The organism is Actinoplanes sp. NPDC048988, from assembly GCF_043197815.1.
Classification (GTDB): Bacteria; Actinomycetota; Actinomycetes; order Mycobacteriales; family Micromonosporaceae; genus Actinoplanes.
In genome coordinates, this window is the sequence record NZ_JBICTW010000003.1 from 174,356 (window position 1) to 201,125 (window position 26,770).

A 26,770-nucleotide genomic window follows, 5' to 3' on the forward strand; every position below is an offset into this window, starting at 1 on the left:
GTCGAATGGACGACGCCTCTTCCCTGGCCGCCTGGGCGGCCCTGCTGGCCGACCGCACCCGGGCCGCCTTCTGCCTGGCCCTGATGGACGGCCGGGCCTGGACCGTCGGCGAGCTGGCCCGCCACGCCGGCGTGGCGATGTCCACCGCCAGCGAACACGCCGGCCGCCTGGTCACCGGCGGCCTGCTGACCGAACATCGCCAGGGCCGCCACCGCTACCTGGCCCTGGCCACCCCCGAGGTGGCCACGCTGATCGAGACGGTCACGGCCGCGACAGATCAAAGGCCTTCCCCCGTACGCTCGTTGAGCGCCGCCCACCGCGGGCGCAACCTCGCGTACGCCCGCACCTGCTACGACCACCTGGCCGGCACCGTGGGCGTGGCCCTGGCCGACGGCATGACCGCCACCGGCATGCTGACCAGGCAGAACGGCCTGTCCCTGACCCCTGCCGGCCGCACCCGCCTGACCGCCCTCGGCGTCACCCTGGACACCCCGGGCCGCCGCCCCCTGCTCCGCGACTGCCTCGACTGGACCGAACGCCGCCCCCACCTGGCCGGCACCACCGGCGCCGCCCTCCTGCGACACGCCCTGGCCGCCGCCTGGCTGATCCGCATAGGCACCGGCCGCGCCCTGCGCCTGACCGAGCGGGGCCACACCGCCTTCACCACCCACTTCGGCGCCGTCCTGGACTCTCCCGCCGCCCCGAAGCCCCGTCTCTAGCGGTCGCCGTCCAGGGTCACCGGGGTGAGGCTCTGGCCGGTGCCGACCGCCTCGCTGAGCCGCCGCCCGCCCTGGACAGCGAGGAAATGCGGGGCCTCATGGCGTACGACGATGTCGCCGTCCTCGGCCGTCGACTCGTCCCGGCGTACCCGGGCGGGGTCGAGGTAGCACCGGGGGCCGGCGGCGCCCTCGGCCCGGGACTGGATGAGCGCGACGACCCGCTCCGGCTCCGCGCGGGTGGTGTCGCAGACCAGGTCGTAGTTGGTCAGGCGGGTCTTGTCGACGCCGTACCGGGAAAGGAACCTCTGCCGTTCGCTTTCGCTGCGCTCGGCCAGATGGCGGCAGGCCTCGTCCAGGCTGCGGTAGCTCTCGACCGCGTCACCCGGTCGCCCGAACGCCCGCCGCGCCGCCACCAGCGGATCGGCGATCAGATGAACCTTCACCGCCCCGGCGAAGAAGTGCCACGCCAGCCGGCTGTCCACGACGAGCCGCTCACCGGACGCCGCGATGTCGTGCTGCAGCTGATCGATGTAGTGGTCGACCTTGTCGTCGAGCTCGGCGTGCACGTTGAGCTGCAGCGCCGTCATGCCCCGCTCGGCCGCCAGCCGCCGGTAGAGATCACCGATGCTGACCCGCCGCACCCCCAGCCGCCGGGCCAGCATCACCGACACGGTCGTCTTCCCACTGCCGAGATCACCGTTGAACACCACCGACGGAAGCGTCTCCATCGACCAACCCTAATCCGGCGTCGCTACCGTCTCCCGGCGCCGCCCCCGCCGGTACAGGCGTTCGGTGGCGGCCGCGACATCAAGCTGCCGCACCCTTCCGGCGAATCTCTCGTAGGAGTTCAGAAACGAGGTCTCCGACCCGCGGATCTCCCGCTCCGCGCGGACGTACGGCTCGATGCAGCTCCAGGTGCGCAGCATGCGATATTCGACCTGAACGGCGATGAAGTCCCAGTCGGCCACGCCGTACTCGGCCAGGCAGCCCAGGTGCTGGTAGTAACACGCGATGTCGAAGGCGTGACCGCGCAGCGGCTCCGGCAGACGCATGAAGCCGAGCGCGGGGTCCTGCCGAGGCAGTTCCTCCCAGAGTTGCGCTTCCTTCCGGGTGAAGTCCGCGGTCCTCTGGGCCTTCAGGGCGTCGAGCACGATGGGAAGGTGGTTGGCGTTGTGATTCAGCCGCAGCGCACGCCACGTCAGGATCGACGACGTGATGACGGCGGCCAGCGCGACCAGCAGGGCCATTACATTGATCATTTGCGACATGGGCACCGCCGACTCTGGGAAACTCACCCTTGTCGGCAGGGTAGGTACGTGACGCAAGACCTCGGGTCAGCGGCCGGGTGGGGTGGGCCGGACGCGGCGCAGTTCGCGCAGGGCCTGGCGGCGGACGTCGCCGGTGAGGGTGTCGATGTAGAGCTTGCCGGCCAGGTGATCGGTCTCGTGTTGCAGGGCGCGGGCCAGGAAGCCCGTGCCGGGAATGACGATGGGCTCGCCGTGGCGGTCGAAGCCGCGGGCCGTCACCGACAGGGCGCGTTTGGTCGGGAAGCCCAGGCCGGGCAGGGAGAGGCAGGCCTCCTCGTCGTCCTGCTCGCCGGCGAAGTCGCTGAGCACCGGATTGATCATGTGGCCCACGACGCCGCCCACGTTGTACGAGAAGGCGCGCAGGCTGACGCCGATCTGCGGTGCGGCGACGCCGGCGCGGCCGGGAACCCGCACCGTGTCCTCGAGATCGTCGATCAGGGCGCCCAGCTCGGCGTCGAACGAGGTCACCGGGTCGGCCTCGGTACGCAGCACCGCGTCGCCGAAGATCCGAATAGGCCGTACTGTCATGCCTTGAAGCCTATCCGGTCGTTACCCGCCTCTGGGTCACGATCCTCACCCCGTCGTCCACGCCCGCCTACTGGCACGCCGGACGATTTTGTCGCACCCCCGTGGCAGGGTCATCGGCGTGCCGAAGACGCAGTACTTCACCGCGACCACGCTCGACGGGTACATCGCCGACGAGCACAACCGTCTCGACTGGCTCTTCGAGGTCGGCGAGAGCCGCGCCGACGAGACCGGCGCCGCCCCGTTCGAGACCTTCTTCACCGGCGTCGGCGCCTTCGCCATGGGCGCGACGACCTACGAGTGGATCCTTGGCCACGACGCCCTGCTCGACAACCCGGCCAAGTGGGCCGACTACTACGGCGACACCCCGGCCTGGGTCTTCACCCATCGCGACCTGCCCCCGATCCCCGGCGCCGCCCTGAGTTTCGTGCGCGGCGACGTCCGCCCGGTCCACGAGGCCATGACCACCGCCGCCGCCGGCAAGAACATCTGGCTGGTCGGCGGCGGCGACCTGGCCGGCGCCTTCGCCGACGCCGGCCTCCTCGACGAACTCATCCTCGGCGTGGCCCCGGTGACCCTGGGCGCCGGCGCCCCGCTGCTGCCCCGCCGCCTGACCTCGAAACGCCTGACTTTGACCGGTTTGAGCCAGCGGGGCCAGTTCGCCTATTTGACGTACGCCGTCGGCCCGCCCACCAGCTGACCCTCCCCCGCCCACCTGTCCACCACTCCTCCTGCGGCACAGCTTTGCCCAGGGAGCGGGACGTCGCAGATGGCCTGCCTTCGACTGGTTTCGCTCTTGACGCTGTCCCGCACGGCGCCGAGGGACGACGACCCGAAGCAGCCGCCTCTCGCCGCCTCGCCGACGGTGCGGTCAGCCTCGGCCAAAGCGGCGCGGAGGGCCGAGGGCCCGACCGTAGCCGGGAGCCGGCGGTTCGACCGAAACCCCCGGCGGTGGTCAGGCGATCAGGCGCCGCCGCGCGACCGGTTTCGGCGGGCCGAGGCGGAGGGTGACCTGCCGGACGACGCCGATCCGGAGAGGATCGGCCGCGACGTCATGACGATCGCCGACGGCCTCGCCTTTCAGGCCGCCGACGGTGCGACGTCCGATGAACTGAGACACGTGGCCGACGCGGCGCTACGGAACTGGCCGATCAGCGCGGCTTGGCGGTCGGGGTCAGGTGGGGGCCAGGGCGGCGCGGAGGGGTGCGGCCTTGGCGGCGGCCTCGGCCACCTCGGCGGTGGGGTCGCTGTCCCAGGTGATGCCGCCGCCGGCCCAGGCGTGCAGGCGGTGGCCGTCGGCCGCGACCGTGCGGATGGTCAGGCCCAGGTCCAGGTGATCGTGGCCCAGCCAGCCGACGGCGCCCATGGAGACGCCGCGGCCCACCGGCTCCAGGGTGGCGATCTCGGCCAGGGCGGCCAGTTTCGGCGCGCCCGTCACCGAGCCGCCGGGGCAGACGGCGCGGAGCAGGTCGGCCAGGTCGAGGCGGCCCACGATCGGCGCCGAGACGACTGATTCGGCCTGCCAGAGGTCGACCCATCGGCGTACGGCGAAAAGCTCGTCGACCGTCACCGGGCCCAGGCCGGGCAGGCGGGCCAGGTCGTTGCGCTCCAAGTCGACGATCATGACGTGTTCGGCGCGTTCCTTGGCCGAGGCCAGCAGTTCGCGGCGGCCCTCGGGGGTGGCCGGGCGGGTGCCTTTGATCGGGCGGGTGATGACCCGGCCGTGGCGGACCTCGACCAGGGTCTCCGGCGACGCCGTGGCCAGGGACCAGCCGTCGCCGGACAGGACGCCGCCGTAGCGGGCGCCGGGCAGCGTGGCCACCCGGCGCAGGGCCGCGGTGGGATCACCCTCGTACGGGGCGCTCGCGTGGCCCACCACGTTGGCCTGGTAGACGTCGCCCCGGCCGATGGCCTCGCGGACGGCCTGAACCGCTTCAGCGTGGGCCCGCGGGGACCAGCTCGGCGTCCACGCTCCCAGGGCGTAGTGAACCGGTGACGGCGGCTGTTCGTGAGTGGAGATGTGGACGTACACAACCGCGTAGACGTCGGGAATCCCCGGTACCGGGGTGGGCGCGCCCGGCACGCCGCCGGCCATCACGCAACCGGCATCCGCCGACACGTACAGTGCGGCCCCGCAGACCGAGCCAGCGCCAGTCGGGCGAATCTGGGTGGCCGTTCGGCCAATGTTTCGCACCGGCAGTCCGTTGGCTTCCAAGTACCTGGCGACAAGCTCGGCAGGGTCACCACCGTCACACCGGTACCACTGGAACACTGTTGACGCACGGTGACGGCCCTGGCAGGACCCCGGAGCACCCGGCGGCAGCACCGAAAGAGGGTGGGGGAAGTGGTCGATCGGAGGAGTTCCGTGGACCATCGGAACCGAGGATTCTTTCAATGGGACGCCGTCACCCGCCCGATCCAAGGTCGTTCGGATTCAGGTAACGTCCGTCACCGTCGTTGTGAGTCTTCACACAACCCCCGACCGGAGAATCGCAATGTTGTGCCAGCACACGAACCAATGTCCCAACGCTGAGGCCGTCGACCGCGAGGCCGCCCGGACTGTCGCCACCTTCCGCGAGCAAGGCTGGAGCCTGCTCTGCAACGGCGTCATCGTCTTCGAGGACACCGGTGAGATCCTCCCCGACGGCACCATGATCGAACCGCACCGGGGCCCCGCCCGGCACGCCCTCGCGGCGTAGCGGAAACAAGCCGCCCTTCGGCTACTGAGCGTAACCGAAGGGCGACAGGTCAACCCCGGATCAGTCCTCGAACGCTGACGGGTCCGGGCAGGAGCACACCAGGTTGCGGTCGCCGTAGGCGCCGTCGATCCGGCGCACCGGCGGCCAGTACTTCGCCGTCTTGTCGACGCCGGGCGGGAAACCCGCCACCGAGCGCGGGTACGGGTGCTCCCAGACGTCCGCCGTCACCGCGGCCGCCGTGTGCGGCGCGTTGGCGAGGGGGTTGTCGCCGGCCGGCCACTCGCCCGCCGCCACCCGGTCGATCTCCCCCTTGATCGCGATCATCGCGTCGCAGAACCGGTCCAGCTCGGCCAGGTCCTCGCTCTCGGTCGGCTCCACCATCAGGGTGCCGGCCACCGGGAACGACATCGTCGGCGCGTGGAAGCCGTAGTCGATGAGCCGCTTGGCCACGTCGTCGACCGACACACCGGTCGCCTTCGTGATCGGCCGCAGGTCGAGGATGCACTCGTGCGCGACCAGGCCGTTGTTGCCGGCGTAGAGCACCGGGTAGTGCTCGCTGAGCCGCGCGGCCACGTAGTTGGCGGCCAGCACGGCGGCGCCGGTCGCCGCGACCAGGCCGTCGGGACCCATCATCCGCAGGTACGCCCACGAGATCGGCAGAATGCCGGCCGAGCCGTGGGCGGCCGCGGAGACGGCGTGGTGATCGCCGGTGGCGAGCGGGTCGCCCGGCAGGAACTCCGACAGGTGGGCGCGCACGGCCACCGGGCCCACGCCCGGGCCGCCGCCACCGTGCGGGATGCAGAACGTCTTGTGCAGGTTCAAATGCGACACGTCGGCGCCGAAGCGGCCCGGCCGGGCGTAGCCGACCAGCGCGTTCAGGTTCGCCCCGTCCACGTACACCTGACCGCCGGCGTCGTGCACCGCCGCGCACAGGTCGGCGATCGACGTCTCGTACACACCATGGGTCGAGGGGTAGGTGACCATGATCGCGGCCAGGTTCGCGGCGTGCGCCGCGATCTTGGCGTGCAGGTCGGACATGTCCACGTTGCCGTTCTCGTCGCAGGCGACGACCACGACCTTCATGCCGGCCATGACCGCGCTGGCCGCGTTCGTGCCGTGCGCGCTCGACGGGATCAGGCACACGGTGCGGTGCTCCTCGCCCCGCGAACGGTGGTAGCCGCGGATCGCCAGCAGACCGGCCAGCTCACCCTGCGAACCCGCGTTCGGCTGCACGCTCACCGCGTCGTACCCGGTGATCTCGGCCAGCCAGCCCTCCAGCGACGACACCAGGTGCTCGTAGCCGGCGGTCCGCGACGCCGGGGCGTACGGGTGGATGTTGGCGAACTCGGGCCAGGTCACCGGCTCCATCTCGGTGGTGGCGTTGAGCTTCATCGTGCACGACCCCAGCGGGATCATGCCCCGGTCCAGCGCGTAGTCCCGGTCCGACAGCTTGCGCAGGTACCGCAGCATGCTCGTCTCGGAGTGGTGCGATCCGAAGACCGGGTGGGTCAGGAATTCGGTGGTACGCCCGAGCGGCTTCGCGCCGCACGACGCCGGCGCGGAGGCCGGCACGCCGAAGGCGGTCAACACCGTGGCGACGTGCGCCGCCGTGGTCGTCTCGTCGCAGGCCACCGACACGTGGTCGGCGTCGGCCAGCCGCAGGTCGACACCCTCGGCCGCGGCGGCCTCGACGATCGCGGCGGCCCGGCCCGGCACCACGGCGGTCACCGTGTCGAAGAACGCGTCGCTGGTCACCGAGATGCCGGCCGCGGTCAGGCTGCCGGCCACGGTCAGCGCGTGATCATGCACCCGCTTGGCGATGGCCTTCAGACCGGCCGGGCCGTGGTACACCGCGTACATGCTCGCCATGACCGCCAGCAGCACCTGCGCGGTGCAAATGTTGCTGGTCGCCTTCTCCCGGCGGATGTGCTGCTCACGGGTCTGCAACGCCAGCCGGTAAGCCGGGGCGCCGTCCGCGTCCTTCGACACACCGACCAGCCGGCCCGGCAGCGACCGCTCGAGCCCGGCCCGCACCGCGAGGTAGCCGGCGTGCGGGCCACCGAAGCCCAGCGGAACACCGAACCGCTGCGTGGTGCCGGCCGCGATGTCGGCGCCGATCTCCCCCGGCGCCCGCAGCAGCGTCAGCGCGAGAAGGTCGGCCGCCACCGTGACCAGCGCGCCCGCGGCGTGCGCCTGCTCGATCAGGGCGGCGTGATCCCGCACCGCACCCGAAGCACCCGGGTATTGCAGGTGAAGCCCGAAATACCCGTCCGGCAACGACGCGCCACCGTCAAGATCAACGATCTCGATGACGATGCCGAGCGGCTCCGCCCGGGTCCGCAGAACGGACAGCGTCTGCGGCAGGGTGTCGGCGTCGACGACGTACACCGGAGACTTGGACTTCGAAGCCCGCCGGGCCAACGTCATCGCCTCGGCCACGGCGGTGCCCTCGTCCAGCATCGACGCGTTCGCGGTGGTCAGCCCGGTCAGATCGGTGACCATCGTCTGAAAGTTCAGCAGAGCCTCGAGCCGCCCCTGACTGATCTCCGGCTGATACGGCGTGTACGCCGTGTACCAGGCCGGGTTCTCCAGCACGTTCCGCTTGATCACCGCCGGGGTGTGCGTGCCGTAGTACCCCAACCCGATCATCGAGGTCGTCACCGTGTTCCGCGACGCGATCGCCCGCAACTCGGCGATCGTCTCCTCCTCGGAGGCGGCGGCCGGCAGATCGAGCGTGCCGTGCCAGCGGATCACCTCGGGGATCGCGGCGTCCATCAGGGCGTCCAACGACGCGTACCCGATGTTCTTGAGCATATGGGTCTGCTCGTCCTGGTCCGGGCCGATGTGCCGGGATGCGAACGTCATGACGGCTCCTACAGAGAGGTCGACAAGGCGGCCTCCCCCTCTGTCACGCCCACCAGCACGCTTCAGAGTCGCCTGCCCATGCGGTCCTTTTGCCTGAGAGGTTCCGGGGAGGATTTGCCCCTTCGGCGCCACCGACTAACCCTGGTGATCTCTCCCGCATGGCTAAGTACCAAACTACCAGTGGATAAAGCACAGCCAGGAAACCGGAAGGGTAGGACTGTGACCTACACCCCCGCGGAAGACCGCTACGACACCATGACCTACCGGCGTACGGGCCGCAGCGGACTCAAGCTCCCCGTGATCTCGCTCGGCCTCTGGCACAACTTCGGCGACGAGCGCCCCTGGCAGCGTCAGCGCGACATCGTCCGCCGCGCCTTCGACCTCGGCGTCACCCACTTCGACCTGGCCAACAACTACGGCCCGCCGGCCGGCAGCGCCGAATCGAACTTCGGCCGCATCCTCGGCACCGACCTCAAGGCGCACCGGGACGAGATCGTCGTCTCCACCAAAGCCGGCTACTACATGTGGCCCGGCCCCTACGGCGAGTGGGGAAGCCGCAAATACCTGGTCAGCAGCCTCGACCAGTCCCTGCAGCGCCTCGGCCTCGACTACGTCGACATCTTCTACCACCACCGGCCCGACCCGGACACCCCGCTCGAGGAGACGATGGGCGCCCTCGACGCCATCGTCCGCGCCGGCAAGGCCCAGTACGTCGGCCTCTCCAACTACAAGTCCGCCGAGACCGCCGAAGCCGCCCGCATCCTGCGCGAACTCGGCACCCCGCTGCTGATCCACCAGCCGTCGTACTCGATCCTCAACCGCTGGATCGAGAAGGACAACCTGCTCGACACCCTCGAGACGGCCGGCGCCGGCGCCATCGCCTACAGCCCCCTGCAGCAGGGCCTGCTCACCGACCGCTACCTCGGCGGCATCCCCGACGACAGCCGCGTGCGCACCAGCAACTTCCTCAACGAGAGCGACCTGGACAAGGACACCCTCGCCCGCATCCACGCCCTCAACGACATCGCCCGCCGGCGCGGCCAGTCCCTGGCCCAGATGGCCCTGGCCTGGGCCCTGCGCGATGAGCGCATGACCAGCCTCATCATCGGCGCCAGCAGCGTCCAGCAGCTCGAGAACAACGTCGCCGCCATCACCAACCTCCCGCTCAGCGACGAGGAGATCGGCGAGATCGACGGCACGGTCCTCGACCTGTAATGACCACCATCCTCGGAGTCGTGGTCGGCTCCCGCGCGTACGGCCTGGCCGGCCCGCGGTCCGACCACGACCGCCGCGGCGTCTACGCCGCACCCACCCGCCTGTTCTGGCACCTCGACAAGCCACCCACCCACCGCGACGGCCCCCGCGAGGAAGAGTTCTCCTGGGAGATCGAGCGCTTCTGCACGCTCGCCCTGCAGGCCAACCCGACGGTGCTCGAAGTGCTCTGGTCACCCCTGATCGAAACCGTCACCCCCGACGGCGAGGACCTGCTGTCGGTACGGCAGGCGTTCCTGTCACGCCGGGTCGCCGACACGTACGGGTCGTACGCCCGCGACCAGCTCACCCGCGTCGCCGCCCGCCGCGACCGCACCGGCCAGACCAACCACAAACAGGCCATGCACATGATCCGCCTGCTCATGGCGGGCGCCCACGTCCTGCGCACCGGCGACATCCTGCTCGACGTCAGCCCCTTCCGCGATCAACTGCTCGCGATCAAACGGGGCGACGTCGCGTGGCCGTCGGTGACCGGCTGGGCCGCCGAACTCCAGCAGGATCTCGCCGCCGCGGCCTCGGAAACCACGTTGCCCTCCGAGCCGGATCGCACCACCATCGACCAGTTGCTCGTCCGCGTACGGGAAAGAGGCCTCCGATGACCATCGAGGTACCGGACTGGTCGGCCGAGATCGTCGCCACCCTCCCCCACCAGGTGATCTTCGCGACGGTCAGCGGCGCCCACCTTTACGGCTTCGCCTCCGTCGACTCCGACCTCGACCTGCGCGCCGCCCACCTGCTCCCCGCGGCCGAGGTGGTGGGCCTGCGCACCGGCCCCGAAACCCTGCAGAGCGGCGGCTACCGCGACGGCGTCGAACTCGACGTGGTCAGCCACGACCTGCTCAAGTTCGCCCGCCTGCTCAACAGCCGCAACGGCTACGTCCTCGAACAGCTGCTCTCCCCGCTGATCGTCACGACGACGCCGTTGCACGCGGCCCTGACGGAACTGGCCCCGAGCTTCGTCACAAGCAACCACGCCCACCACTATCTGGGTTTCGCCGCCACCCAGGAACGGCTTTTCGCCAAGACCGGCGACCTGAAACCGGCGCTGTATCTGCTGCGGGTCCTGCTCACCGGACAGCATCTGATGCGCACGGGCAAACTCGAAACCGACCTGAATGTGCTCGGGAACGGCCTGGATTACGTACGGGATCTGATCGCCCTCAAGCGCGACGCGGAGCACGGACCATTCCCCACGGCTTTGACGTCGCGATTGCTGAAGGACGCCGCCGCCCTGCGGGACGCCCTGGAAGCGGCCCGGGACAGTTCCGCATTGCCGGCCACCCCGCCGGCTTCGGCGGTTTCCGCATTGCACGAGCTCGTGGTGAACGCACGCCTCGCGACCGTTTGAGTTCGGTGGCCGGCGAAGCCGTCGTATTTGTTCGAGGTGCGGCTTGCCGCACTGCCGCTAAAGCATCCTAGGAATCTAGGAATTACGTTTCGGAGGCGGGGTCGGTTTACGCTGATCGCATGAGCGCCACCCTTGCCCCCGTCCATCTGGCCCGGCCCCACCGGCCGGTCCTCGTGGCCGGCACCCTCGGCGAGTTGCGCGGGCCCACCGCCGGCCTGGTCGAGTTGCCGCTGCGGCTGTGGTGGGGCCCCCAGCGGGCGTTCGACCTGGCCGAGCCGACCATGCTTGCCTGGATGTACGAGAACGTCCTGCGCGAGGCCATCCGCGTCACCGAGCTCCGCGCCTACCTCGACGGCCCGACCCTGGTCCGCGTCTGGCCCGACCTGAACCTCCCCCGCGCCGTCCGCGCGGCCTGGGAGACCCGGCACCCCCGCCTGCGGCTGGCCGCCGCCCGCCGCGCCGCCGACCAGCTCGCCGCAGGCGCCGTCACCGCCTGAGCCAACGTCGCGGCACCTCGACCGCCGCCCGCCGCGCCGCCGCCCGCCGCGCCGCCGCCCGCCGCGCCGCCGACCAGCTCGCTGCGAGCGCCCTCACCGCCTGAACCGACGTCGCGGCACCTCGACCGCCGCCCGCCGCGCGGACGACCAGCTCGCCGCGGGCGCCCTCGCCGCTTGAGCCGACGGGACACCTCGGCCGCCGCACCGCCGAACGGTCGCGGCCAGCGCCGGAACCGACGCCGCTGCACTCCGGCCACCGCACCTCGGAACAGGCCGCGCGTAGGAGGGTGGGCTCCGCCTGGCAGACCGAAACCGCCGGCGAGCGCTCCCGGGCGGCAACTCCGCGAGCGCGAGCGGGTTGCCGCGCGTGAACCGACATCACTGCCCTCGGCCGCCGCAACCCCGAACGGTCGCAGCGGCTCACTCACCGCCTGAGCTGACGCTGGCCGGGTCAGGCTCGGGCCGCGGTCTCGACCGGCGCCGCCTCACGTTCGTCTCCTTCCGCTCGACGGCGAGTGGTGATCGCGCGCGGCGCGAGGGCAACCGGCCGCAGGGGGCCGACAGGGGGCCGACAGGGCATCGGACAGCCGGCTGGTTCGTGTGGGATCCGGTGCCGTCGCGGCTGCGCCTGGTCGTCGATTGGGAGACCGGTCTCCGGGCCTTCAGACCATCCGGGGCCAGCCGGCGGTGAGCACATCGCTGCTCCCCGCGCGACCCCATCGCGTCACGATCGCTGCCCGCCGTCGGCCGAGCCGGATCGGCGGGCCTTCGCCGCGCCCGCCGAGGCCAGGACGGCGCCGACCAGGGTCATCGCGGCGAAGCCGGCCAGCTGAGCGGCGAATCCGCCCGGCAGCCAGCGCAGGACGCCGGCGTTGTCGTGGTCGGCCAGCAGGCGGATACCGCCCTGAGCTCCCACCACCAACAGGACCATGCCCACGACCAGCACGAAGACACGCCTCATCGCGATCTCCCCTCCTTCGTCGCTCGCGTTGTGGTTCGATCGGACCATAACAGATTTTGGTACGATCGGACCACCACCCGCGAGCCGCCGAGGACCAGCCGCATGCCCCGACACGTCGATCACGAGGAACGCCGGCATCGGCTCGCCGAGGCCGTGTGGCGGCTCGCCGCCCGCGGCGGCCTCGAGGACGTCACGTTGCGCCATGTCGCCGCCGAAGCGGGCGTGCCGGCGCGGCAGTTGCAGTACTACTTCGGCACCCGCGAGCACCTGCTGCTGGGCGCCTTGGAGATCCTGAACGCCGACGCCGAACGGCGTGCGGCCGAGCGGATGAGCGACCTCGGTCCCGACCCGTCACCGCGAGCCGTGGTCCGGGCGATCCTGCTGGAACTGCTCCCCCTGGACGAGGAGAGGCGCCGCACGCAGGTGGTGCACGCCGCGTACTTCACGCGGTTTTTAACCGATGCCACCCTGGCCCGTTCCGTGCGGGACAGCCCGCACGGACTCGAAGACCTCATCGCGTCGCTGCTGCGCCAGGGCCAGGAGTTGGGCCACGCGCGCCCGGACCTGGACCCGCGGGCCGAAGCGGCCTTCCTCGTGGCCGGCGCACAGGGACTGCAGCCGCCCGTTCTGCTGGGGCAACACACACCGCAGTACGCCGTGGACCTGATCGACCACCAGGTCGACCGGCTCTTCCACGCGGGGTGACCGAACGCGCCGTGCTACATTCGTCGTATCGGCGATACGGATCAAAGATATCGCCACTAACGCAGTGGACAAGGAAGACCTGTCATGCCGTTCGCCAACCTGAAGGTTCCCGCCGACACCCTGACCCCGGAGTCGAAGAAGAAGCTGATCGACGCCGTCACCGACGCCTACGCCGACGTGTACGGCGAACGGGCCCGCGCCACCACTCTCGTCCTGGTCGAGGAGGTCACCGAAGGCGGCTGGGGTCTGGGCGGCACCGTCCTGACCGCCGACATGCTCGGCCGCAGCTAGGGCTGGTAGCGGTAGCCCATGCCGGGCTCGGTGATGAGGTGGCGGGGGCGGGTCGGATCGTCCTCGAGTTTGCGGCGCAGGCGGGCCATGTACTGGCGCAGGTAGTTCGTCTCCGTGCCGTACTGCGGGCCCCACACGTCGTGCAGCAGGCTGCGCTGGGTGATCAGCTTGCCCGGGTTGCGCAGCAGGCGTTCCAGCAGCTGCCACTCGGTCGGGGTGAGCCGCTGCTCGGGGGTGATCGTGTGGTCGGACAGGTCGATCGTGTACTGGCCCAGGGTGACCGTGGCCGGTCCACTGCCCTCGGCCGTGTGGGCGCGGCGGGTCACCGCACGAATGCGGGCCAGCAGCTCGTCCACCCCGAACGGCTTGGTCACGTAGTCGTCGGCGCCGGCGTCGAGGGCGGCCACCTTGTCGGTGCCCTCGGCCCGGCCGGACAGCACGATGATCGGCACGCTGGTCCAGCCGCGCAGCCCGCGGATCACCTCGGCCCCGTCCATGTCGGGCAGGCCCAGGTCGAGCACGACCAGGTCGGGCGGGTGGGCGGCGGCCGCCTTGAGCGCGCCGGCGCCGTCGGGGGCGACGTCGACGTCGTACTGCCGGGCCCGGAGGTTGATCCGCAGGGCCCGGACGATCTGCGGGTCGTCGTCGACGACCAGGATGCGCGTCACGTCGCACTCATCGGCAAGCTGAGGACCATGGTGAGGCCGCCTCCGGGTGTGTCCTCGAGGGTCAGGGTCCCGCCCATCGCCTCGGTCAGGCCGCGGGACAGGGCCAGGCCGAGCCCGACCCCGGTGTGGTTGTCACGGTCGCCGAGCCGCTGGAACGGCAGGAACACCCGGTCGCGGTCGGCGGCCGGGATGCCCGGGCCGTGGTCGACCACGCGCAGCTCGACCCGCCCGTCCGCGACCCGCCCGGTGATCGTGGGCGGCCGCTCGGCCGGCGAGTACCGCAACGCGTTGCCGACGATGTTCACCAGCACGCGGTCCAGCAGGCCGGGGTCGGCCCGGACCGCGGCCAGGTCGTCGGGCAGCTGGACGGCGACCCGGCGCCCGGGCGGGCCGAGCTCGTCCAGCGCGCGCGGCACCACGTCCTCGAGACCGACGTCGGCCGGGACCATGCCGAGCGTGCCCGCCTGCAGGCGGCTCATGTCGAGCAGGTTCGAGACCAGGGCGGCCAGCCGGTCGAGGGATTCGTCGGCGGTCTCCAGCAGCTCGTGCCGGTCGGCCGCGTCGAACTCGACCTCCTCGCTGAGCAGGCCGGCCACGGCCGCCTTGGCCGACGCGAGCGGGGTCCGCAGGTCGTGGCCGACGGCGGCCAGCAGGGCGGTGCGGACCCGGTCGCCCTCGGCCGCGATGGCCAGCCGCTGCTGGCGCAGGGCGACCGCGGCCTGGGCGGCGAAGGCCTGCACCACCTGCCACTGGTCCGGCGACGGTGCGTGCCCGCGCAGGACCAGGGAGAGCGAGCCGTCCACGGCGACGGTCGCGTCCCCGTGGATCGCGGCCTCACCGGCGGCGGCCACCGGCACGCCGTCCTCGAGCAGGGTCACCGACGACAGCCCGAAACTGTCGCGGAGCTGGCCGAGGAGCCCGTTCAGCGGGTCGGGGCCGGTCAGCACGCCGCCGGCCACCGCGGCCAGGGTGCGGGCGTCGGCGGCGGCCCGGTCGGCCTGCCGGGTGCGGCGCGCGGCCAGGTCGACCACCCACGAGACGCTGAAGGCGACACCGAAGAAGACGACCAGCGCCAGCAGGCCCTCACCGGTGTTGACCTCGAGCGAGTACAGCGGGGCGGTGAAGTAGAAGTTCAGCAGCAGGAAACCGCCGACCGCGGCCAGCAGCGCCGGCCACAGGCCGCCGAGCAGGGCCACGGCCACGACCGCGGCGACCAGGATCAGCACCACGTCCGGCAGGGCGAGATCGATCCCGTACGAGACGAGGGTGAGCAGTGGCACCCCGGCCGCGGCGGCGGCGAACCCCCCGATCCGCCGGGGCCGCGACAGCATCAATGCGGGCCGACGGCCGTGACCACGATCGCCGCCGCGCCCGCCTCGTCCGAGGCGGCCAGGTCGATGGTGGCGTCGATGCCCCAGTCGTGGTCGCCCTCCGGGTCCTCGAAGACCTGGCGGACGTTCCACGCCGTCGGGGTGATGTCGATGTGCAGGAACGCCGGGCCGCGCGCGGCCGGCCCGGTGCCGATCTCGTCGTACTCGTCGAAGTAGTCCTCGATGGCGTCCTGCCAGCGCTGCGCGGTCCAGCCGTGCTCGCCGTCCATCTCGCCCAGCAGGTCCCAGCGGCGCAGGGCGGCCAGCTCGACCCGGCGGAACATCGCGTTGCGGACCAGCACCCGGAACGCGCGGGTGTTGCGCGTGACCGCGGGCGGCTTGTCGTCGAGGCGTACCTCCTCGATGTCGAAGTTGGGGTTGCGCAAGCGTTCCCATTCGTCGAGCAGGCTCGAGTCGACCTGCCGGACGAGCTCGCCGAGCCACTCGATGAGGTCGGTGAGTTCTTCGGTACGCCGGTCCTCGGGCACGGTCTGCCGCAGCGCCCGGAACGCGTCGGCCAGGTAGCGCAGCACGATCCCCTCGGAGCGCGACAGGCCGTAGAACGACACGTACTCGGTGAAGGTCATCGCCCGCTCGTACATGTCCCGCACCACGCTCTTGGGCTTGAGCTCGTAGTCGGCCACCCACGGGTGGCCACGGCGGTACGTCTCGTACGCGGCCTCCAGCAGCTCCAGCAGCGGCCGCGGGTGGGTGACGTCCTCCAGGAGCGCCATCCGTTCCTCGTACTCGATGCCCTCGGCCTTCATCGCGTTGACGGCCTCGCCGCGGGCCTTCTGCCGCTGCGCCGACAACACCTGCCGCGGGTCCTCGAGGGTCGACTCGATCACCGAGACGACGTCGAGCGCGTACGACGGGTCCTCCGGGTCGAGCAGTTCCAGGCTGGCCAGCGCGAAAGGTGACAGGGCCTGGTTGAGCGCGAAGTCCAGTTGAAGATCCTCGGTCAGCCGGTACGTGCCCTCGGGCGTCCGCTCGATGACCCCGCCGGCCAGCAGCGCCCGGGCGATCGCGATGGCCCGCCGGACGTGCTTGCGCTGGGCGGCCGGCTCCTCGTGGTTCTCGGTCAGCAGGTGCCGCATGGCCGCGAACGGGTCGCCACCACGCGAGATGACGTTGAGCAGCATCGCGTGCGACACCTGGAAGGAGCTGTTCAGCGGCTCCGGCTCGGCCGCGACCAGGCGGTCGAACGTGGGCTGGCCCCAGCCGATGGTGCCCTCGGGCGGTTTCTTGCGGACGACCTTGCGCCGTTTCTTCGGGTCGTCGCCGGCCTTGGCGAGGGCGCGCTCGTTGTCGATGACGTGCTCGGGGGCCTGCACGATGACCGTACCCAGAGTGTCGAACCCGGCCCGGCCGGCCCGCCCGGCGATCTGGTGGAACTCGCGTGCCTTGAGCAGCCGGGTCTTGACCCCGTCGTATTTCGACAGCCCGGTGAACAGTACGGTGCGGATCGGCACGTTGATGCCGACGCCGAGCGTGTCCGTCCCGCAGATCACCTTGAGCAGACCGGCCTGGGCCAGGGTCTCCACCAGACGGCGATATTTGGGCAGCATGCCGGCGTGGTGCACGCCGATGCCGTGCCGGACCAGCCGGGAGAGCGTACGGCCGAAGCCCGCGGCGAACCGGAAGTTCCCGATCGCGGCGGCGATCTTGTCCTTCTCCTCGCGGGTGGCCATGTTGATGCTCATCAGCGACTGCGCCCGCTCCAGGGCGGCCGCCTGGGTGAAATGCACGATGTAGACCGGCGCCTGCTTGGTCTGCAGGAGCTCCTCGATCGTCTCGTGCAGCGGCGTCATGGCGTACGAGAAAAGCAGGGGAACCGGCCGTTCGACGCTGCTCACCACGGCGGTGGGCCGCCCGGTGCGCTGAGACAGGTCGTCGACGAAGCGGGTGGTGTCGCCCAGCGTGGCCGACATGAGAATGAACTGCGCCTGCGGCAGCTCGATCAGCGGCACCTGCCAGGCCCAGCCCCGGTCGGGCTCGCTGTAGAAGTGGAACTCGTCCATCACGACCTGGCCGACGTCGGCGTCCGCGCCCTCGCGCAGCGCGAGGTTGGCCAGCACCTCGGCCGTGCAGCAGATGATCGGGGCGTCCGCGTTGACGCTGGCGTCGCCGGTGAGCATGCCGACGTTGTGCGCCCCGAAGATCGCGCACAGGGCGAAGAACTTCTCGCTGACCAGGGCCTTGATCGGCGCGGTGTAGAAGGTGGTGCGCCCGTCGGCGAGCGCCACGAAGTGCGCGCCGGTGGCGACGAGGCTCTTACCGGAGCCGGTGGGGGTGTTCAGAATGACGTTCGCCCCCGTGGCGACCTCGATGAGCGCCTCTTCCTGGTGGGTGTAGAGCGCCAGCCCCTGCTCGGTCGCCCACTTCTGGAAGGCGTCGAACACGGCGTCGGGCTCGCTGGTGCCGGGAAGACGATCGGTCAATGTCATGATCTGACAATCATATGATGGCCCTGACCGCGCCTGTTCTGCCCGCTCGTGGTTACCCAGCCGGGGAGGGTTCGCCGTCGTGGCCCTCGCGCCACCGCCACCAGCCGGCCCGGCCCGGCCGAGATCGGGGTGCGGCTGGACCACGTGCCGTTCCGGCGGCCTCAGCGGCTGATCGTGGTCTGGTACTCGTCGGCGGTGAGCAGCAGGCCGGCCTCGTCCGGGTCGGACAGCCTCACCTTGACCGTCCAGCCCCGGCCGTAGGGGTCCTGGTTGAGGGCGGCGGCACCGTCGGCGAGGGCGGTGTTGACCTCCAGGATCACCCCGGACAGCGGCGCGTCGACGTCGGAGACCGCCTTGACCGATTCGATCTCGCCGTACGGCTCGTCCCGGGCCACCGCGTCGCCGACGGCCCGGGCGTCGAAGTAGACGATCTCCTGCAGGTTGTCCTGAGCGAACCAGGTGATGCCGAAGGTGGCGGTGTCACCCTCGATCCGGGCCCAGTTGTGCTGCCGGTGGTAGCGCAGATCGGCCGGGTAGCTCTCGCCGGTCATCGGCCCGCTCCTCTGGTGAACGGCGGAACGCACAGGTCAGTCGGCATGGGCCTGGTCCTCCTCGGCGGTCCGCAGGCCCGGCTCGAGGTCCACGTCGTGGAAGAACCGTGAGTGGTCGCCCGCCTCCCAGTCCTCGCGCAACCCGGGCGCGGCCAGGTCCCAGTCCGGGCGGATCTGTTCGGTGACCTCGCGCAGGTCGTGACGGAGGTCCTCCACCGAGGGCCGTCCCCAGTACCAGTAGCCGTTGTAGATCCGATGGATGATCAGGCCGGGCTTGAGCACCAGGGTGTGCGGGATCATCGGATCGTGGTACGGATCCGTGTACTCCCGGAGGTCGAGATCTTTCTGGATCTTGCGTCCGGCGTCGGACAGGAAGGTCCAGTGCGCGCCCACGGAGGCCCGGAACTCGCGGGTCACGGCGATGTTGTCGGTGGAGATCGTCACGAGGCGCGTGTAGCCGACACCGATCTCCGGCTGGAACGCGGCCAGCTGCCGGTGCTGTTGCTGGTCCTTCGGGCAGTAGTGGCCCCGGGCCAGCACCAGGATCATCGGGTCGTCGCCCTGCAGATCGCTGAGCCGGCGGCGCTTCTTCGTGTGGTCGGTGAGCTGGTAGTCGGGGAACTTCGCGCCCCGGATGATGTCGGCACGCACAGCGGGCTCCTCTCCGGCGCCGTTCAGACCCGGCCGGGAAGCCGTTCGGTTATCTCCTGCAGTTGCCACTGGTTGCCGTCGGGGTCCTCGAAGGCGGCCCGGCTGGCGTACGAGCGCCGCTTCGGGTCGAGACCCGGCGCCGGGCCCCGGCCCGGCTCCATGTGGAAGATCTCCCCCACGTCGACTCCGCGGCCGATCAGGTCCGCGCGGGCGGCTTCGATGTCGTCCACGATCAGCAGCAGGCCGCGCAGTGGACCGGGCGCGGGCTTCGCCGCTCCCGAGCCGAACTGGATCGAGGCGGCCGAGCCGGGCGGGGTGAACTGGACACCGCGGACGCCGGGGCTGGGCTCGAAGTCGATGTCGAGCCGCCACCCCAGCTGTTGGTAGAACGCCTTGGCGCGGTCGACGTCGGTCACCGGCAGGGCGGTCACCTCGAAGCGCGTCGGTACGGTCGGTTCGCCGTTGTCGTTGCTGTTCATCAGGGCTCCTTCGGTCGGCTGCGGTCAGGATCGGGCGGCCCGGTAGGGGGCCAGGAACTGCGACATCGCCGCCAGCATCGGCTGGGGCGCCTGCTCGGCCACCCAGTGGCCGGCGCCGGGGAGGACGACGGTCCGGACGTCGGTCGCGGCGTCGCGCATCGCGTCGCCGGGCCGCTGCGCCCAGCTGTTCGCTCCGCCGATTCCCAGGACCGGAATGGTCAAGAGGTTCTTCTTGCGCTCCACGTTCTGCGTCAGCGTGGTGAACCACGCCCGGTAGAGGCCGAAACTGGCCCGCAGCGAGTCCCGGCTGCGTCCGTAGAGCCGGGTGTAGTAGTCGACGGCGTAGCCGGGCAGGGGTACGCCACCGCTTTGGATTTTGAACTCGTACCCGTAGAACGCGGCCTCGTTGCCGCGCACCATGTCGACGATGAGCTCGTCGTCGACCCGGTTGAAGGGGATGTGCCAGACCCGGTTGTTGACGACGTCAGCCGGGAACAGCGACGGCGCCTCGACCACGCCGGGAGGCCCGGGGATCTCGGCCACGATCAGGCGCTCGACGCGGTCGCGGTGATCGGCGGCGAGGGCGTACGCGATGATGTAGCCGGTGTCGTGGCCGGCGACCGCGAACCGGTCGTGGCCGAGCTCGGTCATCAGCGCGGCCAGGTCGTCGGCGAGGGTCGCGCTGTCGTAACCGCCCGCCGGCTTGTCCGTGAGCCCGATGCCCCTTTGATCGACCGCGATGACGGTGTGGTCGCGGGCCAGCGCCGGCATCAGCCGCCGCCACGCGTACCAGTTCTGCGGCCAGCCGTGCACCAGCAGCAGCGCCGGCCCCTCGCCGCCGATGACGACGTGCTGGCGGATTCCGCCGGCCCGGACGAGGCGGCTGCGGAAGGTCCGGCCGAATTCGGCCGGCAAATGGGGGCCCAGGGCGGTGTGGGCGCCGGCCGGTGACGGCCAGGCGCCGGTCAGCGACAGGGCGGTGGCGGCGGCCGCGCCGCCGGTGAACGCACGCCGTGACAGGCGCGGCCGGGCGTCGGACGGGTCCGGTTCGGGGTGGGCTGACATCGTGTGGCTCCTCGGCTTGTCAGGCGGGTGTGGCCGCCGAGGCCTCCCGGGCGGCCTCGTCCGGGCTGCGCCCCAGGCGGCGGGCGGCGATGTAGGGCGCGTACCAGTTCCATTTGCCGGCCGCGTCGGGGCGGCCGTGGCGTTGCTCGGCCTCGCCCAGGAGGTCGGCGAGAACGGCGACGTCGGTGCCGAAGTCCGACCAGAGCCGGCCGGGCAGCCGGGTGGTCACCTCCTGCAGGACCCAGCCGTTGCCGTCGGGGTCGGCGAAGGCGGCGTACGACGCGTACGTCCGCCGCTCGGGGTCCGGCCCGGGGACCCGCGCGGCCGTGCCCGCGTGGTAGAAGATCCCGCCGGCGTCGTGATAGACGTCGCTGATGTCGACACCGAGCCCGAGCAGGCCGGACTGCGCCGCTTCGATGTCGTCGACCGCCAGCACCAGGTCCTGCGCGGAGCCGGGCCGGGCCGACGTGACGCCAGTGCCGAAGATGACCGAGCAGGGCGAGCCGGGCGGCGTCACCTGGATGACCCGGAAGTCGGGCCCGGTGACGAAATCGGCGTCCTCGCGCCATCCCAGCCTCTTGTAGAAGTCCTTCGCACGGTCGACGTCGGACACGGGAATGACGATGACCTCGAGCTTCTGGTCCATGGTGAACTCCTCGTCCGCGGATCACTGCCGGTGCCCTCACTGTGGCCCGGCCGCGGGGATCACCACCCCGGGAAACTCCCGGGCCGGATACCGGGTCGGCGGGGGCGCCCACCGGTGACCCCGGGCCCGCCGCCGGGGCCTAGCGCTCGCCGGCGTCCATCTCGGCCAGGGCCAGCCGCAGCCGGCCGCGGGCGGGAACGCGGAGCTTGATGTAGATCGTCCCGAGATGCCACTCCACGGTCCGCGCGCTGATCGACAGGGCGGCGCCGATCTCGCCGTTGGTGAGTCCCTGGGCGGCGAGCCGCGCGATGTGGGTCTCCTGGGCGGTGAGCACGGCCGAGGCCGGGCCGGCGTCCCGGCGCGGGCCTCCGCCGGCCGCCAGAAGCTCGTGCCGGGCGCGTTCGGCGAACGGGCCGGCGCCCATCGCGGCGAACGCCGCGTGCGCCGTACGGAGCTGATCGAGGGCGTGCCGCCGCCGAGCCTGCCGCCGGAGCCACTCGCCGTAGCGCAACTGCTCGCGGGCGAGGTCGAGCCGCAGCCGGGTCCGGCCCAGCCGCTCCACCGCCTCCCGGTAGTCGTCCTCGGCGTCCGCGTCTCCGGCGATCAGTGCCCGCCGGCCGGCCAGGATCCCGAGCGCCCAGTCGGTGCCGGCGGCGTGCGCCATGTCGGACAGCTGATCCAGCGCCTCGCGCGCGGCCCGCGTGGCGCCGATCCGGGCGCCGGCCTCGACGACCTCGGCCAGGGCCCACTGCGGCGGGCCCACCGGTGAGCGATCCTCGGCCGCCCGCCGGGCCGCTCGCAGCGCCTCGGGGTACCGGCCGTGCGCGTTGGACAGCAGGGCTTGGGCGAGGTCCCGCATCGGAGCGTCGGTGCCGGTGTCCGGCGACGAGCGCCCGTGGGCGGAACCCCGCACACTTTCCAGGATCATCGTGCCGCAGGGCACGAGCCCGCCGGATTCCGGGCCGAGCCGGTCCGCCTCGTGGATCAGCGTGGCCGCCTGCGCCGTCTCACCGGCGAAGACCCGCATCACCGCGCGGGCGTGCAGGGCGCGCGGGAGCACGCCGAGCGCCCCCGCGCGGCGCGCCGTCTCGAGGTGGCGCCGGCTCAGCAGGTCCCAGCCGGCGTCGTCCCACAGGCCGGCCGCCGCCGCGGCGGCCAGGCCCGTGCAGCGCAGCGCGCTCTCGAGGTCTTGCTCGGGGCGGGCCAGCGTTCCCACCGCTTCGCGCCACCGGAGCGCGGCGTGTCGAGGTCCCTCGGTGAGCAGCGCGCCCAGGGTCTCGAGCAGCGCGTGACCCGCGGGGGTCCCGGCCGGCGGTGCGGCGCGGGCCGCCCGGACGACGTCGCGCGCCGGCGCGCCCGACCCCGCGCGCCCGGTGAGCAGCACCGCGGCCAGGGCCTCCAGGTACATGTCGCGGGCCGTCCGCGCGTCAACCGTCTCCCACCGCCGGGCGACGGCCAGCAGGCGGGCCACCGCGTCGCCGTCGCGGCCGGTGGCCACCGCGACCTCCGCCTCCAGCCGTTCGATCAGCAGCCGCCCGGTTTCGTCGAGCGGACCGGCGCGCGCCGACGCCGCCAGCTGAGCGGCCTGGACGAGCGCCCCGGCCCGCAGCTTGGTCCGGGCGGCGGCGAGGCAGCGCCGGGCTCGCCGGGCCGGCTCGGGCGTCAACGCGGCGGCCCGTTCCAGGAAGGTCGCGGCGGCGCCGAGGCCGCCGTGGGCGAGTGCCCGTCCCGCTGACCGCTCGAGATCGGCCGCGACCGCCTCGTCCGGCCGCACGGCGGCACGGGCGTGGTGCCAGGCCCGCCGGTCCGGCTCGCGGTGCGGGTCCGTCACTTCGGCGAGGGCCCGGTGCGCGGCGCGGCGCTCGGCCGGCGCGGCCGAGCGGTAGACGGCCGAGCGCACCAGCGGATGCTGGAACAGCACCCGCGGGCCGGCCACGCTGAGCAGCCCGCCGCACTCGGCCGCCACCGCCGGCGGCCAGGCCGAGCCGATCCGCTGGGCCGCCCGGCGCAGCACCGCCACGTCGCCGGCCGGTTCCGCCGCCGCCAGCAGCAGCAACCGCCGGGCCGGGCCGGGCAGCGCGCCGACCCGCCGCTCGAATTCCCGCTCCAGCCGCCCGGTCGGTGGCCCGGCGCCCATGGACGCCAGCTCCGGCATGGGGACCGCGCGGGCCGCCGCCAGCAGCGCCAGCGGGTTGCCGTCGCTCTCGGCCAGCAGACGGGCCAGGACGCGGGGATCGGGCACACCGGCCAGCGTCCGGTCCAGCAGGACCGCCGCGTCGTGACTGTCCAGCCGGGGAACGGTCAGCTCGGGCAGACCGCGCGGCCACGCCCCGGCGGGGTCTCGGACCGCCACCACCAGGCCCACCGGCCCGGCGGCCAGCCGGTGGGCCATGCTCCTGAGCGCCGCGGCCGAGGCGTCGTCGAGCCACTGGGCGTCGTCCACCACCAGCAGCAGCGGGCCTTCCCGGGCCACCTCGGTCATCAGCGTCTGCACGGCTCGCCCGGCGAGCCACGGATCCGGCTGCCGGCCGGCCGACAACCCGAACGCCACCTCGAGGGTCTCCCGCTGCCGGGCCGGCAACCCGGCCAGCCGTTCGAGGTGGGGAAGACAGAGCTGGTGCAGGGCGGCGTAGCCGAGGTTGCGCTCCGACCGGGCACCGCCGGCCCGCACGATCCGGCACGCCCCGGCCCGGTCGGTCAGGAACCGCAGCAGCGCGGTCTTGCCCGTGCCGGGCCCGCCGCGCACCACCAGCACCCGGCTGTGGCCCGCCCGCGCGGCGGCCAGCAGCTCATCGAGCCGGGCGCATTCGCGCCGGCGCCCTACCAGCGGCGGGGCGGCCATCACGGCGTCGCGAACAGCGGGGAGGAGTCGGGCAGGTCACGCAGCTCCCGCCGGGAGGTCACGCCCAGCTTCGTGAAGACCTTCCGCAGGTGCCATTCCACGGTCCGGGCGCTGAGGAACAGCTGCGCGCCGATCTCCGGGTTGGACAGGCCCTTGCGGACCAGGCCGGCGATGTGGGCTTCCTGGACGGTCAGGGCATGGTGCGACTCGGCGGCCCGGCGGTCGGCGCCGCCGGCGGCGACCAGCTCGTGTTCGGCCCGCGCCGCGAAACCGGCCATCCCGGCGGTGGTGAAGATGTCGTACGCCGCTCGCAGCTCCCGCTGGGCGGCGCGTTCGTGTTTGGTCCGCCGCAACCACTCGCCGTACAGCAGATGGGCCCGGGCCAGATCGGCCCGCACCCCGGCGGCACTGAGCCGGTTGACGGCTTGGCGGTACCAGTGTTCGGCCGTCTCACCGGAGCTCGACAACGCCCGGCACCGGGCTTCGATCCCGAGCGCCCACGGCGTGCCGCTCGCTGTCGCCCGGGCCGTCAGCCGGGGCAGGGCCTCCTCAGCCAGATCGGAACGCCCGCACCGTACCGCCGCCTCGATCAGCTCCGGCAGGGCCTGGTGGCACACCACCATCTCCCGGTCGTCGAGGCAGGCGCGGCGGGCGGCCGGCAGAGCCTGGTCGTACCGGCCCAGGCTGTTGCCCAGCACCGACTCGCAGTAGTCGCTGACGGCGACGCCGAGGCCCTCACCCCGGGCGAGGGCCGCGCGCCGGGCCTCCTCGGCCAGGGCGCGGGCCGGCCGGGCGTCGCCGCGCCAGGCGGCCAGGACCAGGGCGCCGGCGGGAGCGGCGTCGATCCCGGCGGCGGCGTGCACCGACGCGGCCTCCTCGGCCCGGGCCGAGGCGCCGGCGCAGTCCCCGCGCAGGACCAGGATCCAGGTACGGCAGTCCAGGCCGAGCGCCAGCTCGGTCAGCGAGCCGGTCTCGCGGGCCACCCGCAGGTGCTCCCCGGACAGCAGATACGCGCTCTCGTCGTCCCACAGGTCCAGGGCGAGCACCGCACCCTGCCAGAGCCAGCGCAGCCGGTCGCCGGACGGCTCCGGTTCCCGGCGCAGCTCCGCCAGCGCCCGGCGGCCCAGCCGGACGGCCGCGGAGTAGTCGTCGGTGCGGGCCGTGAACGCGCCGAGGAGGTGGTCTCCGGCCGTCGCCCGGTCCGCCTCCGGCGCCGGCGCGGCCCGGGCGGCTCGCATCACCTCCACGACGCCGGTCTCGGCGGGCAGCCGCGCCGCGAAGTGGGCGGCCGACAACGCGTCGAGGTACGCCCGGCGGGCCAGGGCCTCATCGAACGGCTGCAGGCGCCGCGCGGCCGCCAGCAGCATCGTGGGCGCCTGGTTGCTCCGGCTCGACGCGAAGGCGAGCTGGGCCGCGATCAGGTCGATCCGGGCGCGCTCCGGTTCGCCGGGCGCTCCGTCGGCGGCGACGGCGAGCATGGCGCGGGCGGCCCCGAAGGCGGCCGCCTCGACGCCGGCGGCCGCGGCAGCCAGGGCGCGCCGGACCCGTGCCGACGGATCGGCCGTGAGCTCGGCGGCGCGGGTGAGGAACGCGGCGCCGGCGCCGAGCCCGCCGCGGGCCCGCGCCCGGCCGGCCGATCGTTCGAGCTCCGCCGCCACGTCCTCGTCCGGGCCGATCGCCGCCTGAGCGCGGTGCCAGGCGCGGCGGTCGCCGTCCGGGCCGGCCTCGATGGACTCGGCCAGCGCGCGATGGACGCGACCGCGGTCGGCGGACCTGGCCGCGCGGTAGACGGCCGACCGGACGGCGGGATGCGCGAACTCCACTCGTCCGTTCAGTCTCAGGACCCCCGCGTCCACCGCCGCGACGATGGCCGGCATGCCGATGCCGAGCCGCTCGACCGCCCTCTCCAGCAGGGCGGAGTCACCGGTCGGCTCGGCCGCGGCGGCCAGCACGAGCAGGCGGGTGCCGGCCGGCAGGCAACGCAGCCGGCGGAGGAGGGTGGGCTCCGCCTGGTCGGTCGAGGGCCAGGCGGCGGGCAGACCGAAACCGCCGGCGAGCGCTCCCGGGCGCCATCCGCGCGGCAACTCCGCGAGCGTGAGCGGGTTGCCGCGGCTCTCGGCCACGATGCGCCCGGCCACCGCCTCGTCGAACGGCTCGTGGATCTGGGCCAGCAGCAGCGTGCGGGCGTGCTGGTCGGTGAGCCCGGGAACCGTCTGCTCGGGCAGGCCTTCGAGGGGGTGCTCGCCGGAGGTCTCGCGCACCGCGCCGACCAGGGCCACCCGTTCGGTGGACCACCGGCGGGCGACAAAAGCGAGGATCTGCGCCGACGCCGGGTCCAGCCATTGGAGGTCGTCGACGAGGCAGAGCACCGGGCCTTCGTCGGCCGCCCGTGCGATCAGGCTCAGGCTGGCCAGGCCGACCAGGAACCGGTCGGGCGCGGGCCCGCGCCGCAGGCCGAAGACGGTGCCGAGCGCGTCGGCCTGCGGCGCCGGGAGCCGGCTCAGATGCGCCAGCAGCGGCTTGTACAGCTGGTGGAGTCCGCTGTAGGCCATGTCCCGCTCGCTCTCCGTCCCGGCGGCGGACAGCACCTGCCAGTCGGCGGCCCGGTCCGCCAGGTGGGCGAGCAGCGCGCTCTTGCCCACGCCGGGCTCTCCCCGCAGAACCAGCACGTGGGACCGTCCCGCGGTCACCTCCGCGAGCAGGCCGTCGAGCGCCGCGCATTCGGCCTCCCGGCCGATCAGGCGGCCGCCCGGCCGATCGGCCGGGCGGGTGGTGACTGCACCCACGTCTACGCGCCCCCTGCGTGTGCGGGTCTTTCCGTCGGCGCCGTTACCCGGTGCCGTGTCCGGCCTATCGATCTGA

25 protein-coding genes, 1 pseudogene and 1 riboswitch are annotated in these 26,770 nt (G+C 72.5%); of the genes and pseudogenes, 9 read left to right on the forward strand and 17 right to left on the reverse strand.

Going from position 1 to position 26,770, the window contains the following annotated elements; genetic code table 11:
• Positions 1–5 precede the first annotated feature (5 nt).
• A complete protein-coding gene (locus ACGFJ7_RS11635; RefSeq protein WP_360249222.1) occupies positions 6–719 on the forward strand; it encodes a winged helix-turn-helix domain-containing protein in 714 nt (237 codons plus the stop codon).
• An 11-nt stretch (positions 720–730) separates the two neighbouring features.
• Here ACGFJ7_RS11635 and ACGFJ7_RS11640 read toward each other — a convergent pair.
• The 3 genes and pseudogenes from ACGFJ7_RS11640 to ACGFJ7_RS11650 all read right to left on the reverse strand — a co-directional run.
• Positions 731–1,447 (reverse strand): annotated as a pseudogene (locus tag ACGFJ7_RS11640) (AAA family ATPase); the annotation flags it as partial.
• Positions 1,448–1,456: 9 nt separating this feature from the next.
• Positions 1,457–1,966 carry a hypothetical protein gene (locus tag ACGFJ7_RS11645; RefSeq protein ID WP_392642145.1) on the reverse strand — a complete coding sequence of 170 codons (510 nt, stop codon included), beginning with the start codon at positions 1,964–1,966 and terminating at the stop codon, positions 1,457–1,459.
• Between the two features lie 87 nt (positions 1,967–2,053).
• Positions 2,054–2,554, reverse strand: a complete 501-nt coding sequence (locus tag ACGFJ7_RS11650; RefSeq protein WP_360249216.1) for a peptide deformylase — start codon at positions 2,552–2,554, stop codon at positions 2,054–2,056.
• 118 nt (positions 2,555–2,672) lie between these two features.
• On the opposite strand from ACGFJ7_RS11650, the gene ACGFJ7_RS11655 reads away from it, so the two are divergent.
• Complete coding sequence (locus ACGFJ7_RS11655) at positions 2,673–3,251, forward strand: dihydrofolate reductase family protein (protein ID WP_360249213.1); 579 nt, start codon at positions 2,673–2,675, stop codon at positions 3,249–3,251.
• 255 nt (positions 3,252–3,506) lie between these two features.
• Here ACGFJ7_RS11655 and ACGFJ7_RS11660 read toward each other — a convergent pair whose 3' ends face one another.
• Both ACGFJ7_RS11660 and ACGFJ7_RS11665 read right to left on the reverse strand, forming a co-directional pair.
• A complete protein-coding gene (locus tag ACGFJ7_RS11660; RefSeq protein WP_360249210.1) occupies positions 3,507–3,671 on the reverse strand; it encodes a hypothetical protein in 165 nt (54 codons plus the stop codon).
• A 54-nt stretch (positions 3,672–3,725) separates the two neighbouring features.
• Positions 3,726–4,925, reverse strand: coding sequence for a chorismate-binding protein (locus ACGFJ7_RS11665; RefSeq protein WP_392642146.1), 1,200 nt, complete (start codon positions 4,923–4,925; stop codon positions 3,726–3,728).
• Between the two features lie 124 nt (positions 4,926–5,049).
• Here ACGFJ7_RS11665 and ACGFJ7_RS11670 point away from each other — a divergent pair, with 124 nt between their 5' ends.
• Positions 5,050–5,250 (forward strand): DUF5999 family protein, encoded by a 201-nt coding sequence (locus tag ACGFJ7_RS11670; RefSeq protein ID WP_097321528.1) that lies wholly within the window; start codon positions 5,050–5,052, stop codon positions 5,248–5,250.
• Between the two features lie 60 nt (positions 5,251–5,310).
• On the opposite strand, the gene gcvP is transcribed toward ACGFJ7_RS11670, so the two are convergent.
• Positions 5,311–8,115 carry an aminomethyl-transferring glycine dehydrogenase gene (gcvP, locus tag ACGFJ7_RS11675; protein WP_392642147.1) on the reverse strand — a complete coding sequence of 935 codons (2,805 nt, stop codon included), beginning with the start codon at positions 8,113–8,115 and terminating at the stop codon, positions 5,311–5,313.
• Between the two features lie 71 nt (positions 8,116–8,186).
• Positions 8,187–8,282: riboswitch (glycine riboswitch) on the reverse strand.
• Positions 8,283–8,334: 52 nt separating this feature from the next.
• Between gcvP and mgrA the strand changes: the two genes are divergently transcribed.
• From mgrA to ACGFJ7_RS11695, 4 genes are all read left to right on the forward strand, one after another.
• Entirely contained in the window at positions 8,335–9,330 is a 996-nt protein-coding gene (gene mgrA, locus ACGFJ7_RS11680) for an L-glyceraldehyde 3-phosphate reductase (RefSeq protein WP_360249201.1), read from the forward strand.
• Positions 9,330–9,986 carry a DNA polymerase beta superfamily protein gene (locus ACGFJ7_RS11685; RefSeq protein WP_360249198.1) on the forward strand — a complete coding sequence of 219 codons (657 nt, stop codon included), beginning with the start codon at positions 9,330–9,332 and terminating at the stop codon, positions 9,984–9,986. Before mgrA ends, ACGFJ7_RS11685 begins: the two co-directional genes overlap by 1 nt.
• Complete coding sequence (locus tag ACGFJ7_RS11690) at positions 9,983–10,735, forward strand: DNA polymerase beta superfamily protein (protein ID WP_392642148.1); 753 nt, start codon at positions 9,983–9,985, stop codon at positions 10,733–10,735. Before ACGFJ7_RS11685 ends, ACGFJ7_RS11690 begins: the two co-directional genes overlap by 4 nt.
• A 119-nt stretch (positions 10,736–10,854) precedes the next feature.
• Complete coding sequence (locus tag ACGFJ7_RS11695; RefSeq protein ID WP_360249192.1) at positions 10,855–11,232, forward strand: hypothetical protein; 378 nt, start codon at positions 10,855–10,857, stop codon at positions 11,230–11,232.
• A 724-nt stretch (positions 11,233–11,956) separates the two neighbouring features.
• Here the strand turns inward: ACGFJ7_RS11695 and ACGFJ7_RS11700 are convergent.
• Positions 11,957–12,193: a hypothetical protein gene (locus tag ACGFJ7_RS11700; protein ID WP_360249189.1), complete on the reverse strand. Its 237-nt coding sequence runs from the start codon at positions 12,191–12,193 to the stop codon at positions 11,957–11,959.
• A gap of 102 nt (positions 12,194–12,295) precedes the next feature.
• Here ACGFJ7_RS11700 and ACGFJ7_RS11705 point away from each other — a divergent pair, with 102 nt between their 5' ends.
• Both ACGFJ7_RS11705 and ACGFJ7_RS11710 read left to right on the forward strand, forming a co-directional pair.
• Complete coding sequence (locus ACGFJ7_RS11705) at positions 12,296–12,898, forward strand: TetR/AcrR family transcriptional regulator (RefSeq protein ID WP_392642149.1); 603 nt, start codon at positions 12,296–12,298, stop codon at positions 12,896–12,898.
• An 84-nt stretch (positions 12,899–12,982) separates the two neighbouring features.
• Positions 12,983–13,189, forward strand: coding sequence for a 4-oxalocrotonate tautomerase family protein (locus ACGFJ7_RS11710; RefSeq protein ID WP_360249183.1), 207 nt, complete (start codon positions 12,983–12,985; stop codon positions 13,187–13,189).
• Here the strand turns inward: ACGFJ7_RS11710 and ACGFJ7_RS11715 are convergent.
• The 10 genes from ACGFJ7_RS11715 to ACGFJ7_RS11760 all read right to left on the reverse strand — a co-directional run bounded on the left by ACGFJ7_RS11715 (position 13,186) and on the right by ACGFJ7_RS11760 (position 26,694).
• On the reverse strand, positions 13,186–13,857 hold the full coding sequence (locus tag ACGFJ7_RS11715) for a response regulator (RefSeq protein WP_392642150.1): 672 nt from the start codon (positions 13,855–13,857) through the stop codon (positions 13,186–13,188). The genes ACGFJ7_RS11710 and ACGFJ7_RS11715 overlap by 4 nt on opposite strands.
• Entirely contained in the window at positions 13,854–15,188 is a 1,335-nt protein-coding gene (locus ACGFJ7_RS11720; protein ID WP_360249177.1) for an ATP-binding protein, read from the reverse strand. The genes ACGFJ7_RS11715 and ACGFJ7_RS11720 overlap by 4 nt, the downstream gene beginning before the upstream one ends.
• On the reverse strand, positions 15,188–17,674 hold the full coding sequence (locus ACGFJ7_RS11725) for a DEAD/DEAH box helicase (RefSeq protein WP_392642151.1): 2,487 nt from the start codon (positions 17,672–17,674) through the stop codon (positions 15,188–15,190). The genes ACGFJ7_RS11720 and ACGFJ7_RS11725 overlap by 1 nt, the downstream gene beginning before the upstream one ends.
• A gap of 161 nt (positions 17,675–17,835) precedes the next feature.
• Positions 17,836–18,225, reverse strand: coding sequence for a glycine cleavage system protein GcvH (gene gcvH / locus ACGFJ7_RS11730; protein ID WP_392642152.1), 390 nt, complete (start codon positions 18,223–18,225; stop codon positions 17,836–17,838).
• Positions 18,226–18,261: 36 nt separating this feature from the next.
• On the reverse strand, positions 18,262–18,876 hold the full coding sequence (locus tag ACGFJ7_RS11735) for a redoxin domain-containing protein (protein ID WP_360249168.1): 615 nt from the start codon (positions 18,874–18,876) through the stop codon (positions 18,262–18,264).
• A 23-nt stretch (positions 18,877–18,899) separates the two neighbouring features.
• Positions 18,900–19,355 (reverse strand): VOC family protein, encoded by a 456-nt coding sequence (locus tag ACGFJ7_RS11740; protein ID WP_392642153.1) that lies wholly within the window; start codon positions 19,353–19,355, stop codon positions 18,900–18,902.
• Positions 19,356–19,379: 24 nt separating this feature from the next.
• Positions 19,380–20,420: an alpha/beta fold hydrolase gene (locus ACGFJ7_RS11745; RefSeq protein WP_392642154.1), complete on the reverse strand. Its 1,041-nt coding sequence runs from the start codon at positions 20,418–20,420 to the stop codon at positions 19,380–19,382.
• A 19-nt stretch (positions 20,421–20,439) separates the two neighbouring features.
• Positions 20,440–21,066, reverse strand: coding sequence for a VOC family protein (locus ACGFJ7_RS11750; protein WP_392642155.1), 627 nt, complete (start codon positions 21,064–21,066; stop codon positions 20,440–20,442).
• A 139-nt stretch (positions 21,067–21,205) separates the two neighbouring features.
• On the reverse strand, positions 21,206–23,908 hold the full coding sequence (locus tag ACGFJ7_RS11755; RefSeq protein WP_392642156.1) for an ATP-binding protein: 2,703 nt from the start codon (positions 23,906–23,908) through the stop codon (positions 21,206–21,208).
• Complete coding sequence (locus ACGFJ7_RS11760; RefSeq protein WP_392642157.1) at positions 23,908–26,694, reverse strand: BREX system ATP-binding domain-containing protein; 2,787 nt, start codon at positions 26,692–26,694, stop codon at positions 23,908–23,910. The genes ACGFJ7_RS11755 and ACGFJ7_RS11760 overlap by 1 nt, the downstream gene beginning before the upstream one ends.
• Positions 26,695–26,770: the final 76 nt, after the last annotated feature.

Bases quoted from the DNA above. Each gene is read 5' to 3' on its own strand.
- ACGFJ7_RS11745 (WP_392642154.1), bottom strand. From the start codon at position 20,420: ATGTCAGCCCACCCCGAACCGGACCCGTCCGACGCCCGGCCGCGCCTG.
- ACGFJ7_RS11635 (WP_360249222.1), top strand. From the start codon at position 6: ATGGACGACGCCTCTTCCCTGGCCGCCTGGGCGGCCCTGCTGGCCGAC.
- ACGFJ7_RS11720 (WP_360249177.1), bottom strand. From the start codon at position 15,188: ATGCTGTCGCGGCCCCGGCGGATCGGGGGGTTCGCCGCCGCCGCGGCC.
- gcvP (WP_392642147.1), bottom strand. From the start codon at position 8,115: ATGACGTTCGCATCCCGGCACATCGGCCCGGACCAGGACGAGCAGACC.
- gcvH (WP_392642152.1), bottom strand. From the start codon at position 18,225: ATGACCGGCGAGAGCTACCCGGCCGATCTGCGCTACCACCGGCAGCAC.
- ACGFJ7_RS11725 (WP_392642151.1), bottom strand. From the start codon at position 17,674: ATGACATTGACCGATCGTCTTCCCGGCACCAGCGAGCCCGACGCCGTG.
- ACGFJ7_RS11695 (WP_360249192.1), top strand. From the start codon at position 10,855: ATGAGCGCCACCCTTGCCCCCGTCCATCTGGCCCGGCCCCACCGGCCG.
- ACGFJ7_RS11665 (WP_392642146.1), bottom strand. From the start codon at position 4,925: ATGGTCCACGGAACTCCTCCGATCGACCACTTCCCCCACCCTCTTTCG.
- ACGFJ7_RS11740 (WP_392642153.1), bottom strand. From the start codon at position 19,355: ATGAACAGCAACGACAACGGCGAACCGACCGTACCGACGCGCTTCGAG.
- ACGFJ7_RS11685 (WP_360249198.1), top strand. From the start codon at position 9,330: ATGACCACCATCCTCGGAGTCGTGGTCGGCTCCCGCGCGTACGGCCTG.
- ACGFJ7_RS11645 (WP_392642145.1), bottom strand. From the start codon at position 1,966: ATGGCCCTGCTGGTCGCGCTGGCCGCCGTCATCACGTCGTCGATCCTG.
- ACGFJ7_RS11710 (WP_360249183.1), top strand. From the start codon at position 12,983: ATGCCGTTCGCCAACCTGAAGGTTCCCGCCGACACCCTGACCCCGGAG.
- ACGFJ7_RS11690 (WP_392642148.1), top strand. From the start codon at position 9,983: ATGACCATCGAGGTACCGGACTGGTCGGCCGAGATCGTCGCCACCCTC.
- ACGFJ7_RS11755 (WP_392642156.1), bottom strand. From the start codon at position 23,908: ATGGCCGCCCCGCCGCTGGTAGGGCGCCGGCGCGAATGCGCCCGGCTC.
- ACGFJ7_RS11650 (WP_360249216.1), bottom strand. From the start codon at position 2,554: ATGACAGTACGGCCTATTCGGATCTTCGGCGACGCGGTGCTGCGTACC.
- ACGFJ7_RS11705 (WP_392642149.1), top strand. From the start codon at position 12,296: ATGCCCCGACACGTCGATCACGAGGAACGCCGGCATCGGCTCGCCGAG.
- ACGFJ7_RS11750 (WP_392642155.1), bottom strand. From the start codon at position 21,066: ATGGACCAGAAGCTCGAGGTCATCGTCATTCCCGTGTCCGACGTCGAC.
- ACGFJ7_RS11700 (WP_360249189.1), bottom strand. From the start codon at position 12,193: ATGAGGCGTGTCTTCGTGCTGGTCGTGGGCATGGTCCTGTTGGTGGTG.